Origin of the sequence: Methylobacter sp. Wu1 (assembly GCF_036553575.1) — a bacterium.
Lineage (GTDB): Bacteria > Pseudomonadota > Gammaproteobacteria > Methylococcales > Methylomonadaceae > Methylobacter.
The window spans coordinates 70,208-85,407 of sequence record NZ_JAZHOC010000081.1 but is presented as its reverse complement, the minus strand read 5'-3'; the positions used below and the strand labels follow the sequence as shown (position 1 = coordinate 85,407).

The window sequence follows — 15,200 nt, the reverse complement described above, 5'->3', positions numbered from 1 at the left end:
AAGAACGGCACGACCAATACCGTAACCATCAATCCGGCGGAAGATCTGCTGACAGACAGCAATTATTTCGTCCAGCTGGACGCGGGCGTGGTTACGGATCTGGTAGGCAATGCCTTTGCAGGCGTGAGTGATGAAGCCACGCTGAACTTTGTGACAGCACTTGGTACGACAGAGCCAGTATCGCAGACCAGCGTTCCGTTAGACAGTGCGCCTGTAGCTTCGGGTAACAGCGGTATTACTATAACTACCCCTGTCGGTCGAGATATTACTGTAACTACTCCAGCCGACAATGATATTGCCGTAACTACCCCGGCCAGCAGCCATATTAGCGTTCCAACGCCAGCCAGCAGGGATGTTAGGGTGACGGCTCCAGCCAGCAGTGATGCTGCTGCAGTCGCTCCAGCAGCAGCCGATCCGGTGGCAAGAGTTAATCACGGAAACGCACCGGGTAATGGCGCTGCATTGGATGTGTACAGAGATACTGGTGATGTGACTTTCTCCATTGAGAATGATGCAGTTCCTGAAAACCCTATCTCACTTTTAGGAGTAACCGATATAGCTGGTGACCAAGCCGGTGTTTTATATTCAGTGTAGCAAGGTTTAAATTTATCATTATTGAATTGAGCCTCAGTTTAAGGCTAGGCGCAACGAGAATGATATTTTTTAAACTTGCATGATAAGAAATACCCATCAGGAGGCAAAATCCTGATGGGTATTTTCCAGTCGCCTCAATGAAAAGGAGTGATAGTGGTGGCAGCGATTGTTTCAACGGTTGCGTTGTCAGATGATTTGAGAAAGATTGTTGGTTATCTGCAAGCAGGACAATTTGAAAAAGCGGAAACATTATGTCAGCGAGTAAATGCAAGTTATCCGAATCAGCCGGATGCCTTGCATTTACTCGCTATTATTTATGCGCGAACACGGCGCTACGAAATAGCTAATGAATATTTCATTAAAGCGATAACCAGTGCTCCTAAGCGGGCTGACTTTTATGGAAATTATGGTAATGCATTATTGGAGCAGGAGCGTATCGATGATGCTATAAAGTATTGCAAATATGCTTTATCGTTGGATAGTACCCGCTCGGAAGTGTACAACACTCTAGGCAATGCTATGTACAGAATGGGTAAGCTAAGTGATGCCATTGGCTGTTATCGTAAAGTGATCGATTTGCAGCCAGATAATCCAGACGCTTATAACAACTTAGGGCAGGCTCTGAAAGAACAATATAACGCCACTGAGGCACAAAAATGCTTTCGTAAGGCGTTAGAGCTGCGGCCTGATTTTGATAAAGCGGCTTCCAATCTCGCTGAAGTTGACCCGATATGGCTTGAATCACTCTATGGGAAAAGGGTCTGTCTAAGGCGTTTTTGTGAAGATGATGCTGCATATCTGTGGCGCTGTTCTCAAAATCCTGAGTTTATGGCGCTATACAACTGTTTTATTCCTCGCAATAAAGACCCGGAAAGTTTGGCTTTAAAACTTCGAGAAGAAGAGTTGATTCATCCTTGCCGAAAAAAGTCGATGAGTTGGGTTATTACCAGGATATCTGATTCGCACACCAAGCGTTCTATAGGCATTGCCAATCTTGTTGATATTCAGATGGATCATAGAAAAGCCGAGTTTCTGATTGGTATTCCAGATCCTGTAGATCGTAATGGCTCTATTGGCGCAGAGGCTACTCTTTTAGTAATGGATTTTGCGTTTAATAAAATTCGTCTTAATAAATTAGTGACCTTCGTATACAGCTACAATTCGGCATCTCAGAAAAACACTTTAAAAATAGGTTTTAATCAGGAAAGTTTTTTTCGGCAACACCTTTGGCTGCCTGAAACCAAAGAGTTTATCGATGTGTACGGTAACGGCATGACGCAGAATGATTTTCGCATGAACAAGCGGGCGGCTAAGCTATCACAGCGATTGCTGGGGAGAGATATTACTCGGGCATGAAGTCCGGGATTCATTTCATAAAGCCATTCACAAAGGAAATGAGCCGGAGCGTATATACAGTGCTTAATGATATGGAATTTTAGAAATCCACATTTTTCTACCAATATGGAAAGGGTGGTATCTTAATTTATTATTCAATCATGATGATTAAGCGCAATACTCTGCCAAGTGATCAAGAAAGTGGATAATCTGAGATATGCTTAAACATAACTTTTTATATGCAATCTAAATTTAAAAATATTGTTTGTAAAATGTTAATGTTTTTCTTTCGCTGTACACTTTTTTTGAAATTGAAATTATGCATTATTAATAAGGCGACTATTAAAAAGCAGCGTTTTAATTGCAGCAAAGAAGTTATTTATTTGAGAAGCTATATAATTTAAGGACATATTATGAACAATGAATTGAGTACAAAAGCGCTTAATGACTTACTTGAGGTTCAAAAAAAACAAATTGCAGAACTGGTTATTCAACAGCGAAATCAGATGTCTTCTATACTGAAGCAACAGCAGATTCAAATAGAAAACGTAAAAAGGCAACATGAAATACAAATGGAAAGCCTTAACAGGCATCATCAGATTCAAATAGAGAATTTAAATAAAAACGCCAATTCTTCTCTAATGCAGGAAGTCAGTTCGGCAAGCACTCATTGATTAAAGCCGCAGGAGTGAAGATGTCGTAGAATTCTGCGTCACAAATTGCTGTCATATGAAGGTTCGGGCCTGATCTGGCAGTTTCTGGCTTTCTGGAAACGTCTGTCAAATTAAATTTGGCGTAAAAATTATCGCTCATATGGATTTGCCAACGTGCAAGTTAGCTGTTGATATCAATCGCAGCGCCTTGCTCTGATAGGCCCATTCATTTTTAGTGATTGTTTGAAGGCAAGCATTAGATGGAATCACTCAATAAAGCTCTCCAGCGTCAAACCTAACAAGTTATCTGCCCGCTCGAATCACTGCCTAATCTAACGGCCAGAATAAGATCCGGCGGGCTGCCCGGTATCTCTGTCTCTATGCTGGCATGAATTTTAGTAGTAAAATTGGTTTTTTAAGTGCCATAAGGCACCGCTCAGTTAGCTGTTATGCCGGTCGCTCCGACAGCACAGGCATATCACAGGTGTTTGCACTATCGATCGAGACTTTCCACACCTGGGCATTGACTGCAGTCCGTATGCGAAAAACTTCCCTACTTCATATTCCCAACAGTGCAAAAAACGTTTGAAATTCAAATCCGTTCAACGACTATTGGTTAAAAATTTCATTGTTTTTGTCGGTTAGTTTCGTTCCGCTATTCATCTGTGCTCAGGATGGGCAGAGATTTTGTTGGATTTTTATGAAATGTCGGCAGAACCTAAACCCTTTTCTCCTACCAGAGGTATCTAATGTCATTTGAACAACTCGGTTTAACCGAGGAACTCCTTAAAGCTGTTGCCGATCAAGGCTATGCCACACCTACACCTGTTCAGCAGCAGGCTATTCCTTTGATTCTGGAAGGCCGCGATGTGCTGGCTGGCGCTCAGACAGGCACCGGCAAAACGGCGGGTTTCACGCTGCCTTTGCTGCAGCGTTTAATGGCGCATTCACTGCGCCCGCAAAAACCGCGTCCCGTGCGTGCGCTGATCCTGACGCCGACCCGCGAACTGGCCGTTCAGGTCTATGAGAGCGTCAAAACTTACGGAAAATACTTGCCGCTTCACGCGCAAGCGATTTACGGCGGCGTCAACATCAACTGGCAGGCGCGTAATTTGCGTAGGGAGTGCGATATCATCATCGCCACGCCTGGCCGTTTGATCGATCATGTACAGCAGAAAAACGCCGACTTGTCGAAAGTGGAAATGCTGGTGCTCGACGAGGCCGATCGCATGCTCGACATGGGATTCATGCCCGATATCCGCAAGATTATCTCGTGGGTGCCTGCTGACCGCCAGAATCTCCTGTTTTCAGCCACGTATTCGAGCGATATAAAAGCGCTGGCTGCATCGGTGCTGAACGATCCGGTCGAAGTTGAAGTCGCAAGGCAAAATGCCACGGCGGACTCTATTACAGAGAAGGTTTATGGCATCAATCGCGAGTACAAACGGGAGTTGCTATCCTATTTGATCGGCAGCGGCAACTGGAAGCAGGTTCTGGTTTTTGTGCGAACCAAACATGGCGCAGACAGGCTGGAAAAACAACTGCAAAAGGACGGCATTCGCGCCGGAGCCCTGCACGGCGATAAGACACAAGGCGCGCGCAACAAGGTGCTGGAGTATTTTAAAACCGGCAAGATCGCCGTACTGGTTGCAACCGACATCGCCGCGCGCGGCCTCGATATTGACCAGTTGCCGCATGTGGTTAATTTCGATTTGCCGCAGGTGGCCGAAGATTATGTGCACCGTATCGGGCGTACCGGGCGCGCCGGCTCAAGCGGTGAGGCATTGTCGCTGGTATGCCCCGAAGAAGCCTATCTGCTGGCGGACATAGAAAAACTGCTGAAACGCCAGATCCCGCGCGTTGCCGACACCGGCTATGAACCGGTGTCATTAAAGGTTGTCGATATGCCCAAAAAGAATGCGCCGAATAAAACGACCGGTAAAAAGGATTATCGGCACAAGAAAAGCATCGACAGGCGCCGGGCCAGCCCCGGCAACAGTGCCGACAAGGAAGTTAGAAGAGGCTCAAGAGGCAAGGCCAGGGCCGCGCGATAAGCACTAGCCCTGGACCAATATCCAGGGTTTGACCACTACGCACCAAACCTGAGCGTCCGTTTCAAACCAGCTGAGGGCCTGCTGATCCGATACCAGGCCCACTTGGCTGTTTTTCATCCATTGCTCGACCTGGGCCTTGTTATCCATTGAAAACTGATAGGCCACTTCAACCAGATCCAGTTCCGGCGCCACATAGACGGCCGTGCCGTTGGCAAAGAAGCGTTGCAGTTCTTTCCAGGTTATTTGCGAAGTTTCCAGATTGACTTTTTCCCTGGCCAGATCGGTTTCAGCGTGACTCATTAAAGCGCTCTCTTGGTTGTGTTTCAGTCATGTGTTTATTGACACATTGAATCCGGGCATTAGAATGCGAGGTTGCTGTATCAACAACCATAATTATAACCCACTAGATGAGGAGATAGGCGCATGTCGTTATTCGGAGCATTTGCAAAAAGAGCCAAGCTGAATTCAGCCATTAAACAGACAGCGGAGGCGCGTAAAAGCGAAGCCGGCAAGGCTGATCAATTGTTTAAAAGGGTCTATCAGGGCTATGCCGAAGTCGTAAGCGACCATCCTATGCTGGCCGAAGCCTTGTACAACTGGGGATTTGCCTTATTGCATCATGCGAAACTGAAGTCTGGCGAAGCCGCCGCCGCTCTTTACCAGGAAGCCATATCGAAATTCGCCTTTTGCCTGACGCTTGAGCCTCATTACCTGGGCGCGGCCATAGACGGGGGCGTGGCTTATATGGATCTGGCTCGAGTTAAAGGCGTCAAGCCTGAAGATCATCTATATGACATGGCTGAAGAACAGTTTGAAAAAGCCAATGCGATTCAGGCTGGATCGGCTTCTTACAACCTGGCCTGTATTTATGCCTTCCGTGGCGATGAAACCGCTTGCCTGAATGCGCTGGAGGAGTCCAGAGACAGAGGCTACTTGCCTAAGGTCGACGATATCATGAATGACCCGGACATTGCCGCCGTCAAGGAATTGCCTTGGTTTGTTGAGTTTATAGAAGCGGTGAAGGCCAAAAAAGAAGCCGCAACGGAAGAACCTGCGGTCTCTGAAACAAAAGCCGGTGAAGAGCTTCCGGTTGAAGAAGAGGTTCGCATGGAGGATCATGAACCTCCTGCCAAGGAAGAGACGCCTGCAGAAGAGGAAGCAAGCAAGGAAGAATCGCCTTCTACTGGCGAAGAAGCCAAATAATCTTTCCAGAACCCCGGCAAAAGACGTAAGACATCGCTTACGCCTTCTGCGCTGTCTTTTATCGGCCTGCTTCGGCGCTTTATTGCCCCGCTTGATAGCAGGCCGCTAACAAAGTCTGCATTTTGGCCAGCCCTAAACGCCGCGTCAGTTCGATATTGCGCTCGGGAATATTTTCAGGCTGCGGATAGGCGGCCACGGCCCGCTCAATGCTTTCTTCCCGTATCAGGTGCAGCATCGGATAGGGTGAGCGGTTGGTATAATTGGCAGGATCATCCGGCGCCGAGCCATCGAAGCAGTAGTCGGGATGAAAGCTTGCCAGCTGATAAATGCCTTCATAGCCCTGTTCGATCAGCAAACGTTCGGCGATGTCCAGATAGTCCAGATAATCATCGAAGTCCGATAAAGCCTCCGGATAAATCAGCAGCGTAGTTTCAATGCCGTCATCGCTGTCCAGTCGCTCGCATTCCTGTATCAGATGCTCCAAAAAATATTCAATGTCCGCAGTGCGTTTGACCGTGTAATAAATGCTGCCGCGGTCCCATTCACGTTTCGCGAAAGGGCAAATGCTGTAGCCGATGATGAATGATTTCACCCAGGCTTGAATGGCGCTGATGACTTGCTGATCGGTAAGTAATTTAGGCATTATTCATTGCCGCTCATGGTTTGCGCGTGGTTTTCATTGGTTTTTTCGATTGTTGAGAACACCCGGAGAATATCGGTTGCCGACAATATGCCTACCAGTTTGTCGTCCTTATTGACGACGGGCAGTGCGCCGACTTTGTTATCAGCCATTAAGGCGGCAGCTTCCGAAGCATAGGTATCCGGGGTGACGGTCAACACGCCGCGGCGCATGATGTTCTGCACTTTTTTCGGAATCACATGCATTTCGGTAACGCCCGTTTCAATGACGTTGGGGTTGTTTTTGGGGCCGAGCGCCTTGTACAGGTCGCGGTCGGATACCATGCCGACCACTTTGCCTTTTTTAACGACCGGCAAGTGGCGGATTTTCTCGTAGTGAATCAGGAAAAAAGCCCGATCTATTAGGTCCTGTTGTTCGACGGTAAATACTTTTGAGGTCATCAATTCTTTAACGCGCATCGAATTTCCTCCTAAAAGATAAGGATTACAGACAAGAATAGGGATTCATGCGCATTTTTACAAGAGATTTAATGGGTTGTGTTATAAAATAGGCGATTCTAATTTTATCTGGCCATAAAATCAGTGCTCGGTTTTGTGGCGGCACATTTGGAGAATTTATGCGCATCATCCTTTTAGGGAGCCCCGGTTCAGGCAAGGGAACTCAAGCTCAGTTTATCACTGAAAAATACGGCATTCCGCAGATTTCCACCGGCGATATGCTCAGGGCGGCGGTACGGGCAGGCACGCCTCTGGGCCTGGAAGCCAAGAAAGTGATGGATGCCGGCGGCCTGGTGTCCGACGACATCATTTTAGGATTGATCAAAGAGCGCATAGCTCAACCTGACTGCGCCAATGGTTTCCTGCTGGACGGCTTTCCGCGCACGATTGCCCAGGCCGAAGGGCTGGAAGCGATGGGCGTGACCATCGATACCGTCATTGAAATTGTCGTTGCCGATGAGGAAATCGTCAAACGCATGGCCGGCCGACGTGTACACTCGCCTTCAGGCCGTACCTATCATACCGAATTCAATCCTCCCAAAGTCGACAACGCCGATGATATTACCGGTGAGCCCTTGATTCAGCGTGACGATGACAAAGAAGAAACCGTGCGTAAGCGCCTCAGCGTTTATCACGAACAGACCAAACCGCTGGTTGGCTATTATTCCGCCGAAGGCCGCCCGGTCAAGTTCGCATCGATCAGCGGCATTGGATCGGTTGAAGACATCACTGCCAAGGTTTTCGAGATTTTAGGCTGAACAGTCAGGACACTTCATATTAATGCAGCCGTCCGGGCGGACGGCTTAACCCTACCAGAGAGTTATGTCAGGTAAAACTTTATACGACAAATTATGGGAAGACCACGTCGTTTGTACCCAGGACGACGGTTCTTCGCTGATCTACATCGACCGCCAACTATTGCACGAGGTCACTTCGCCGCAGGCTTTTGAAGGTCTGCGGATGGAAGGCAGAAAGCCGTGGCGGCAATCCCGCAATCTAGCCGTGGCCGATCACAACGTGCCGACGACCGACCGCTATAAAGGCATCGCCGATCCGGTCTCGCATCTGCAAGTTGAAACGCTGGACCAAAACTGCGCCGAATTCGGCATTACCGAATTTGATATGGCCGACAAGCGTCAGGGCATTGTCCATGTGGTTGGTCCCGAGCAGGGTGCAACTTTGCCCGGTATGACGGTCGTCTGCGGTGATTCGCACACCTCCACGCACGGCGCTTCCGGCGCGCTGGCTTTCGGCATCGGCACGTCCGAAGTCGAGCATGTGCTGGCTACGCAATGCCTAGTCCAGAAGAAAGCCAAAAACATGCTGATCAGCGTGAACGGCCAAACCGCCCCCGGCGTGACAGCGAAAGATATCGTGCTGGCGATCATCGGCAAGATCGGCACAGCCGGCGGCACCGGTTACACGATCGAATTCGCGGGCAGCGCCATTCGCGCCCTGTCGATGGAAGGCCGTATGACGGTCTGCAACATGGCCATAGAAGCCGGTGCACGCGCCGGCCTGATTGCCGTCGATGATGTCACGATCGATTACTACCGCAACCGGCCTTATTCGCCTAAAGGCTCGGATTGGTATATGGCCGCGCGTATGTGGCAACGTCTGCATTCCGATCCCGATGCTGCGTTCGACAAAGTGGTCGAGATCGATGCGGCTACTATCAAGCCGCAGGTTACCTGGGGCACTTCGCCGGAACTGGTCGTGGCTGTTGACGAAAACATTCCCGATCCGGCACTGGAAACCAATCCGGTCAAACAGCAGAGCATGATTCGTTCGCTCGAATATATGGACCTGAAGGCTGGCCAGGCCATTACCGATATCAGGCTCGACAAGGTCTTTATCGGCTCCTGCACCAATTCGCGCATTGAAGATCTGCGCGCTGCCGCGGCTATAGCGAAGGGCCGAAAAGTAGCCGGCAACATCAAGCAGGCATTGGTAGTGCCGGGTTCCGGCCTGGTAAAAAGTCAGGCGGAATCAGAAGGACTGGACAAGATCTTTATCGAAGCCGGTTTTGAATGGCGCGATCCGGGCTGTTCCATGTGTCTGGCTATGAATGCCGATCGGCTGGAGCCAGGCGAGCGTTGCGCATCAACATCGAACCGCAATTTTGAAGGCAGGCAGGGTTACGGCGGCCGCACGCATCTGGTCAGCCCCGCCATGGCCGCCGCTGCCGCGATTGCCGGTCATTTTGTCGATGTCAGCACCTGGGAGGGTCAGTAATATGAGAGCCTTTACTAAAATCACGGCTTTAGTCGCGCCGCTGGATCGAGCCAATGTCGATACCGATGCGATTATCCCGAAGCAATTCTTGAAATCGATACACCGTGCCGGTTTCGGGCCTTATCTGTTCGATGAATGGCGCTATCTGGACCACGGCGAGCCGGGTATGGATTGTACAGATCGCCCGCTCAACAAGGATTTTATTCTGAACAAGCCCGAATACCAAGGGGCTGAGATTTTGCTGGCTCGCGAGAATTTCGGCTGCGGCTCTTCTCGCGAGCATGCGCCCTGGGCGCTGGAGGATTACGGCTTTAGAGCCATTATCGCGCCCAGTTTCGCCGATATTTTTTATAACAACTGCTTCAAGAACGGTTTGCTGCCGATTCACCTGCCGGCCGACGTGGTCGACAGTCTGTTCAAGGAATTGACGGAAGGCTATCAATTGACCATTGATCTGCACGCGCAAAAAATCACGACTCCGTCCGGTCGGGAAATTGCTTTTGACATCGATGAAAACCGCAAATACCGTTTGCTGAATGGCCTCGATGACATCGGTTTGACTTTACAGCATGCCGATGAGATTAAAGCCTACGAGACGGCGCGTGCGAAAAGAGCGCCTTGGCTGTTTGCCGATTAACGGCAGCGGTTTAAACGTATTCATAATATAAAAAGAAGGTTTTAAAGTTAATGACAAAGAAAATTGCAGTGTTGCCCGGTGACGGCATAGGCCCTGAAATTGTCGCGGAAGCGGTTAAGGTGCTGGAATGCCTGAATGCCGAGATGAATCTGGGTCTGGTTTTTGAAAATGGTTTGATCGGCGGCGCAGCCTATGATGTGCACGGCACGCCTTTCCCGCAACAGACGCTCGATCTGGCCAAAGAAGCCGATGCCGTGCTGTTGGGCGCGGTCGGCGGCCCGAAATGGGAGTCGCTGGATATTTCGGTACGTCCTGAGAAAGGCCTGCTCGGAATACGTTCGGAATTGCAGCTGTTCTCGAATCTTCGTCCGGCCATTTTGTATCCGCAACTGGCTGATGCATCTACCTTGAAGCCGGAAGTCGTGGCAGGCCTCGATATCATGATCGTGCGCGAACTGACCGGCGGCATTTACTTCGGTCAACCGCGCGGCATCAGAATGCTTGAAAACGGCGAACGCCAGGGCTTCAACACGCTGGTCTACAGCGAATCGGAAATCCGCCGCATTGCCCATTCCGCGTTCCGCATCGCACAAAAAAGAAACCGCCGCCTGTGCTCGGTCGATAAGGCCAACGTGCTCGAGTGTACCGAGCTGTGGCGTGAAGTCGTGACCGAAGTCGGCAAGGAATACCCGGATGTCGCGCTCAGCCATATGTATGTCGATAACGCGGCCATGCAGCTGGTGCGCGCGCCTAAGCAGTTCGACGTGCTTGTGACCACCAACATGTTCGGCGACATTCTGTCCGATGCGGCTTCCATGCTGACCGGTTCCATCGGCATGCTGCCGTCTGCCTCGCTCGATGCGAACGGTAAAGGCATGTACGAGCCGATTCACGGTTCAGCCCCTGATATCGCCGGCAAGGGCATCGCCAATCCGTTGGCGACCATTTTATCGGCCGGCATGATGTTGCGTTACACCTTCAATCAGGCCGAGGCGGCCGACCGTATCGAGAAAGCGGTCAATGCGGCGCTGGATGCCAAGGTTCGTACCGCCGATATTTATTCCGAGGGCATGACTAAAGTCAGCACGGCACAGATGGGTGATGCCGTGGTTTCAGCTTTAAGAGCGGGAGCATAGTCAATGAGCAAGCTTTATAACGTTGCAGTCGTGGGCGCGACCGGTGCGGTCGGCGAAGCGATGCTGTCCATTCTGGAAGAGCGCAATTTTCCGGTCGGCGAGGTGTACGCTCTGGCGAGCAGCAATTCGGTCGGCAAGCGCATTCCGTTCAAAGGCGGCAATTTAGTGGTGCAGGATCTGGCCGAGTTTGATTTCTCCAAGGCGCAGATCGGCCTGTTTTCGCCCGGCGCTTCGGTATCGGCCATCTATGCGCCGAAAGCGGCCGCTGCGGGCTGTATCGTAATCGATAACACGTCAGAGTTCCGTTACGACGACGATATCCCGCTGGTCGTGCCCGAAGTGAATCCTGAAAAAATCGCCGAATACAAGAACCGCGGCATTATTGCGAACCCAAACTGCTCGACGATTCAAATGCTGGTGGCGCTGAAGCCGATTTACGATGCGGTCGGCATCGACAGGATCAATGTCTGCACTTATCAGGCCGTTTCCGGTACCGGCAAGGACGCTATCGAGGAGCTGGCCAAGCAGACAGCGCAATTGCTGAACGGCAAACCTGCTGAGTCCAATGTTTATCCGAAACAGATCGCCTTCAACGTGTTGCCGCAAATCGATGTCTTCCAGGACAACGGCTATACCAAGGAAGAGATGAAGATGGTGTGGGAAACGCGCAAAATCCTCGGCGATGATAGCGTCAGGGTCAATGCCACAGCGGTGCGGGTGCCGGTCTTTTACGGCCACTCCGAAGCCGTGCATGTTGAAACGCACAAGAAAATCGATGTCGCGGCAGTCAGGGCGTTGCTTGAAAAAGCGCCCGGCGTCAAAGTGATCGATGAGCGCAAGGACGGCAGTTATCCGACTGCGGTGACCGATTCGTCAGGCCACGATGATGTGTTCGTCGGCCGCATCAGAGAAGACATCTCGCATCCTCAGGGAATCGATTTATGGGTTGTTGGCGACAATGTCCGCAAAGGAGCCGCATTAAATAGCGTGCAAATTGCAGAAGTGCTGGTAAAAAATTACATCTAGTCTAAGCTTATCTGTAATTTGATTGTTCACGGTAAGAGACTGTGGTAAATATTTGTGGAGGAGGCAATGTGCGCAATTTAACTAAAACTTTAGCGGTTGTTTCATTACTGGCGCCAGTTGGTGCTCATCCGTTAGGGATTGGCGATATTAAATTGCACTCAGCCCTTAATCAGAATCTGAATGCTGAGATCCCTTTGGTTGTTTCGGCAGGTGAAAACGCTGCTGATATCAAAGTAAATCTGGCCCCACCTGATAAATTTGATGAGGCAGGAGTACCGTGGTCGTATTTCCTGTCAAAAATCAAATTTGAACCGGTTGTCGGCCCTAATGGTTCGGTTGTTATCAAGCTCAGTTCAAGAGAAGCATTAAAAGAGCCCGTTCTGGATCTGCTGCTCGAAGTAAGCTGGCCTAAAGGCAATCTATATCGGGAGTTTACCGTACTGGTGGATCCTCCTGCCGCTTATAGCCAAGCCACGATCCCTGTCTCGACGCGCGTCGAAAGCTACGAGCCTTACGAGCCGGAGCAGGATATTGCCCCTCAACGTCAACAGGCGCCAAGGCCACAGGCAGGACCGCAACGTACTGCAGGCATTGAGAAAGGGTATGTCATCGTCAATAGGAATGACTCGCTCTGGAAGGTAGCCAAGCGCGTGAACAATCACCGTGATGTATCCATGGAACAGATGATGATGGCGTTGTATCAGCAAAATCCTGCTGCATTCTATAAACAGAATGTGAACGCCTTGATCGCCGGGAAAAAGCTGAAAATTCCGGAAAAAGAGGCCATTCTGAAGTTGTCCAGGAAGGATGCCTTGGCTGAATTCAACCGGCAAAAAGAGGCTTGGAAAAACCGGGCTGATGTGTCAGCTCCTGTCGAGAAGGCTGCTCCTGCTGAAAAACCGGCATCGGTGGAGAAGACTGCTTCTGTTGAGAAGCCAGCTTCTGTTTCGGCAGATGCGGCTAAGGAAACGGCCGGCGATAATCATTTAAAACTGATTGCGCCGACCGAGGCAACAGTGACCGAAAATGTGGCAATCGCTGCAAAAAGCGATCAGCCTACAGCCGATAAACCAGCAACTGACGCACAACAGACAAAGGTTGAGGCGGCGGCTGCTCCTACAGGCGCGAATGGGGCAGCGGCAACCGATGCGGCGGCCCAACAAAAATTGGCTGAGCTTGAAAATCAGCTGGCTGAGACGCAAAGATTGCTGGCGTTAAAAGATGAACAGCTTGCCTCATTGCAGAATCAACCGGCAAGCCCGACTGCACGGCAACAGCCTGTGCAGCCGCCGGCCGCTGTTGAGCCAGCCAAGCCGGCGGCTCAGCCAGCACCTGAGCCTAAGCCTAAGCCGATTGTTCATCCGGAGCCTGAGTCCGATAATTATTATCTGGCCGTTGGCGGCATAGGTGCTGGTGTTTTATCTTTGCTGGGTTGGCTATGGTGGCGCAAGCGCAAGATTGATGAGGAAATGAGCGCGGAGAGCATGTTTGCATCGTCCAGCTGGAGGAACAGAACGGAGACTTCTGAAAATCTCTCTGTGCCGATTGTTGACGACAGCATGGCCTACAATGTCGGCACAGTTGGCGAAAGTTCTTTCTTAAGCGAGTTTACGCCCAGCGATTTTGGCGCATTCGATACGGATCAGAATGAAATTGACCCGATTTCCGAAGCCGATGTTTATCTGGCCTATGGCAGATACCAACAAGCGGAAGAACTCATGCGGCATGCCATTAAAGAGCAGCCGGACCGTGATGAATGCATGTTGAAATTGCTGGAAATTTTCTATTCTAACGAAAATAAACAGGCTTTTGAGACTTATGCCAGCGAATTGGCCGCGGCAGGAAAAAAAGATGAGCCTGATTTCTGGGCAAAAGTCGTTGAGATGGGTAGTGAAATCTGCCCTGATTCCGCGCTGTTTTCTCCTGAGCCTGTCTTGAATGAAAGTGCGGTCGTTGAAGAAAACAAACATGCCGATTTCACAGAGGCGCATAACGATGCTACTGCGGAATCCGACGATGTCGGTGAAATGGATTTTGAGATGTTTGAATTTGATTCATCCCCAGCTCAAGATGTAATCGAGACAGAGGATGATAAACTGTCAAATTCCGATGCGATGGCTTTTGACGTTTCTTCTGATCAGGAAGCCGCCGAATACAAGGATGCTGTACTGGATTTTGACATGACGGCTTTTGAAGTTGAAGACGATCATGGAAATAATGGCAGTCTTGATTTTGATTTAACTCTATTAGCACAAGACTCGGCCGGCGCAGAATCAGTTGGCGAAAGTATAGACGATGCGCGTGAGCAGGAAATTGAATCGTTTGATTTCAAGTCAAATGAAACCGAAGCAAAAGAGGACGGTGAATTTGATTTAATTACTCTGGACGATAATGATGCAACTTTAAATTTCCAGGATTTCGATTTTACTGTCGATAATTCAGCGGATGCGGATAAGGATGCCCACGATGATTTTGAGTTCAATTTTGATCTGGACATGCCGGTTTCAGAAGGGAAAGAAGGCGAGTCTTATGTTTCCGAGTTGTCCGATATGGACGAATGGGCGACCAAGCTGGATCTGGCAAAAGCTTATTTTGATATGGGCGATGCCGAGGCGGCCAGAGATATTGCTGATGAGGTATATGAAAAAGGCTCGTCGGAGCAGAGAAAGGTGGCGCTGGAATTGCTTGATGAGTTGAAATAATCCTATCCTGCCAGTCTTGCCACAATAAAAAAGCCCGCCAAGGGCTTTTTTATTGTCCTGAGTTATCGACAAGCTCGGCGAGTATGGCAGTCTGATGGCTGGTAAAATTCAGGACGCATCGCCGCAATACTTGGAAATGCCGATTAGCTGACTCGTAATCATGATTCAATAAATTGCTTTCCAGAGCGCATGCCGGTTCTTGTATGTCGTTTAAGCCGCAAAAACTTGCCGAGCCGTGCAATTTATGGGTGATTTGCTGGGCAACTGAGTACTGTTGGCTATCCAGTGCATCCTTGATGGCATCGATTTGCTCAGGAAGCTCTTCAAATAGTTTCTTAAAAATGGTTAAAGCAAGAGAATGATTGCCGCGTGTTTTGTCCAGCAGGATCTTGATATAACTGGCGGCTTGCTTTGTGGATAGCATCATAATGGATTTGGGCAGATTGCATTAAAAATAGTGATGGTTTTCTGATGAGTATTTCTTAAGT

General features: G+C 49.7%; 15 protein-coding genes. 11 read left to right on the top strand and 4 right to left on the bottom strand.

Features of this window, described 5'->3' with window-relative positions; translation table 11 throughout:
* The 4 genes from V2P20_RS19380 to V2P20_RS19365 all read left to right on the top strand — a co-directional run.
* On the top strand, positions 1-594 hold a 594-nt coding region (locus tag V2P20_RS19380; RefSeq protein ID WP_331821263.1), incomplete at its 5' end, for a hypothetical protein.
* Between the two features lie 156 nt (positions 595-750).
* Entirely contained in the window at positions 751-1,950 is a 1,200-nt protein-coding gene (locus V2P20_RS19375; protein WP_331821261.1) for a GNAT family N-acetyltransferase, read from the top strand.
* A gap of 392 nt (positions 1,951-2,342) precedes the next feature.
* A complete protein-coding gene (locus V2P20_RS19370) occupies positions 2,343-2,603 on the top strand; it encodes a hypothetical protein (protein WP_194968478.1) in 261 nt (86 codons plus the stop codon).
* Positions 2,604-3,331: 728 nt separating this feature from the next.
* Positions 3,332-4,636 carry a DEAD/DEAH box helicase gene (locus V2P20_RS19365; RefSeq protein WP_331821259.1) on the top strand — a complete coding sequence of 435 codons (1,305 nt, stop codon included), beginning with the start codon at positions 3,332-3,334 and terminating at the stop codon, positions 4,634-4,636.
* A 3-nt stretch (positions 4,637-4,639) separates the two neighbouring features.
* Here V2P20_RS19365 and V2P20_RS19360 read toward each other — a convergent pair whose 3' ends face one another.
* Positions 4,640-4,936: a DUF2288 domain-containing protein gene (locus V2P20_RS19360; protein ID WP_331821257.1), complete on the bottom strand. Its 297-nt coding sequence runs from the start codon at positions 4,934-4,936 to the stop codon at positions 4,640-4,642.
* A gap of 123 nt (positions 4,937-5,059) precedes the next feature.
* On the opposite strand from V2P20_RS19360, the gene V2P20_RS19355 reads away from it, so the two are divergent.
* The gene (locus tag V2P20_RS19355; protein ID WP_331821255.1) at positions 5,060-5,839 is read left to right on the top strand and encodes a hypothetical protein; all 780 of its coding nucleotides are present in this window, start codon (positions 5,060-5,062) and stop codon (positions 5,837-5,839) included.
* 79 nt (positions 5,840-5,918) lie between these two features.
* Here the strand turns inward: V2P20_RS19355 and V2P20_RS19350 are convergent, their stop codons facing one another.
* Together V2P20_RS19350 and V2P20_RS19345 are read right to left on the bottom strand one after the other, a co-directional pair.
* Positions 5,919-6,482: a DUF1415 domain-containing protein gene (locus V2P20_RS19350; protein WP_331821253.1), complete on the bottom strand. Its 564-nt coding sequence runs from the start codon at positions 6,480-6,482 to the stop codon at positions 5,919-5,921.
* Positions 6,482-6,937 (bottom strand): CBS domain-containing protein, encoded by a 456-nt coding sequence (locus V2P20_RS19345; RefSeq protein ID WP_194968483.1) that lies wholly within the window; start codon positions 6,935-6,937, stop codon positions 6,482-6,484. Before V2P20_RS19345 ends, V2P20_RS19350 begins: the two co-directional genes overlap by 1 nt.
* A gap of 158 nt (positions 6,938-7,095) precedes the next feature.
* On the opposite strand from V2P20_RS19345, the gene adk reads away from it, so the two are divergent.
* The 6 genes from adk to V2P20_RS19315 all read left to right on the top strand — a co-directional run bounded on the left by adk (position 7,096) and on the right by V2P20_RS19315 (position 14,712).
* Positions 7,096-7,734, top strand: a complete 639-nt coding sequence (gene adk / locus V2P20_RS19340; protein WP_331821251.1) for an adenylate kinase — start codon at positions 7,096-7,098, stop codon at positions 7,732-7,734.
* A gap of 64 nt (positions 7,735-7,798) precedes the next feature.
* Positions 7,799-9,211, top strand: a complete 1,413-nt coding sequence (leuC, locus tag V2P20_RS19335) for a 3-isopropylmalate dehydratase large subunit (protein WP_331821249.1) — start codon at positions 7,799-7,801, stop codon at positions 9,209-9,211.
* 1 nt (position 9,212) lies between these two features.
* Complete coding sequence (leuD, locus tag V2P20_RS19330; RefSeq protein ID WP_331821247.1) at positions 9,213-9,848, top strand: 3-isopropylmalate dehydratase small subunit; 636 nt, start codon at positions 9,213-9,215, stop codon at positions 9,846-9,848.
* 50 nt (positions 9,849-9,898) lie between these two features.
* Positions 9,899-10,984: a 3-isopropylmalate dehydrogenase gene (gene leuB / locus V2P20_RS19325; RefSeq protein ID WP_331821245.1), complete on the top strand. Its 1,086-nt coding sequence runs from the start codon at positions 9,899-9,901 to the stop codon at positions 10,982-10,984.
* Positions 10,985-10,987: 3 nt separating this feature from the next.
* Positions 10,988-12,010 (top strand): aspartate-semialdehyde dehydrogenase, encoded by a 1,023-nt coding sequence (locus V2P20_RS19320; RefSeq protein WP_331821243.1) that lies wholly within the window; start codon positions 10,988-10,990, stop codon positions 12,008-12,010.
* A gap of 68 nt (positions 12,011-12,078) precedes the next feature.
* Positions 12,079-14,712 (top strand): FimV/HubP family polar landmark protein, encoded by a 2,634-nt coding sequence (locus V2P20_RS19315; protein ID WP_331821241.1) that lies wholly within the window; start codon positions 12,079-12,081, stop codon positions 14,710-14,712.
* Positions 14,713-14,761: 49 nt separating this feature from the next.
* Here the strand turns inward: V2P20_RS19315 and V2P20_RS19310 are convergent, their stop codons facing one another.
* The gene (locus V2P20_RS19310) at positions 14,762-15,139 is read right to left on the bottom strand and encodes an Hpt domain-containing protein (protein WP_331821239.1); all 378 of its coding nucleotides are present in this window, start codon (positions 15,137-15,139) and stop codon (positions 14,762-14,764) included.
* Positions 15,140-15,200: the final 61 nt, after the last annotated feature.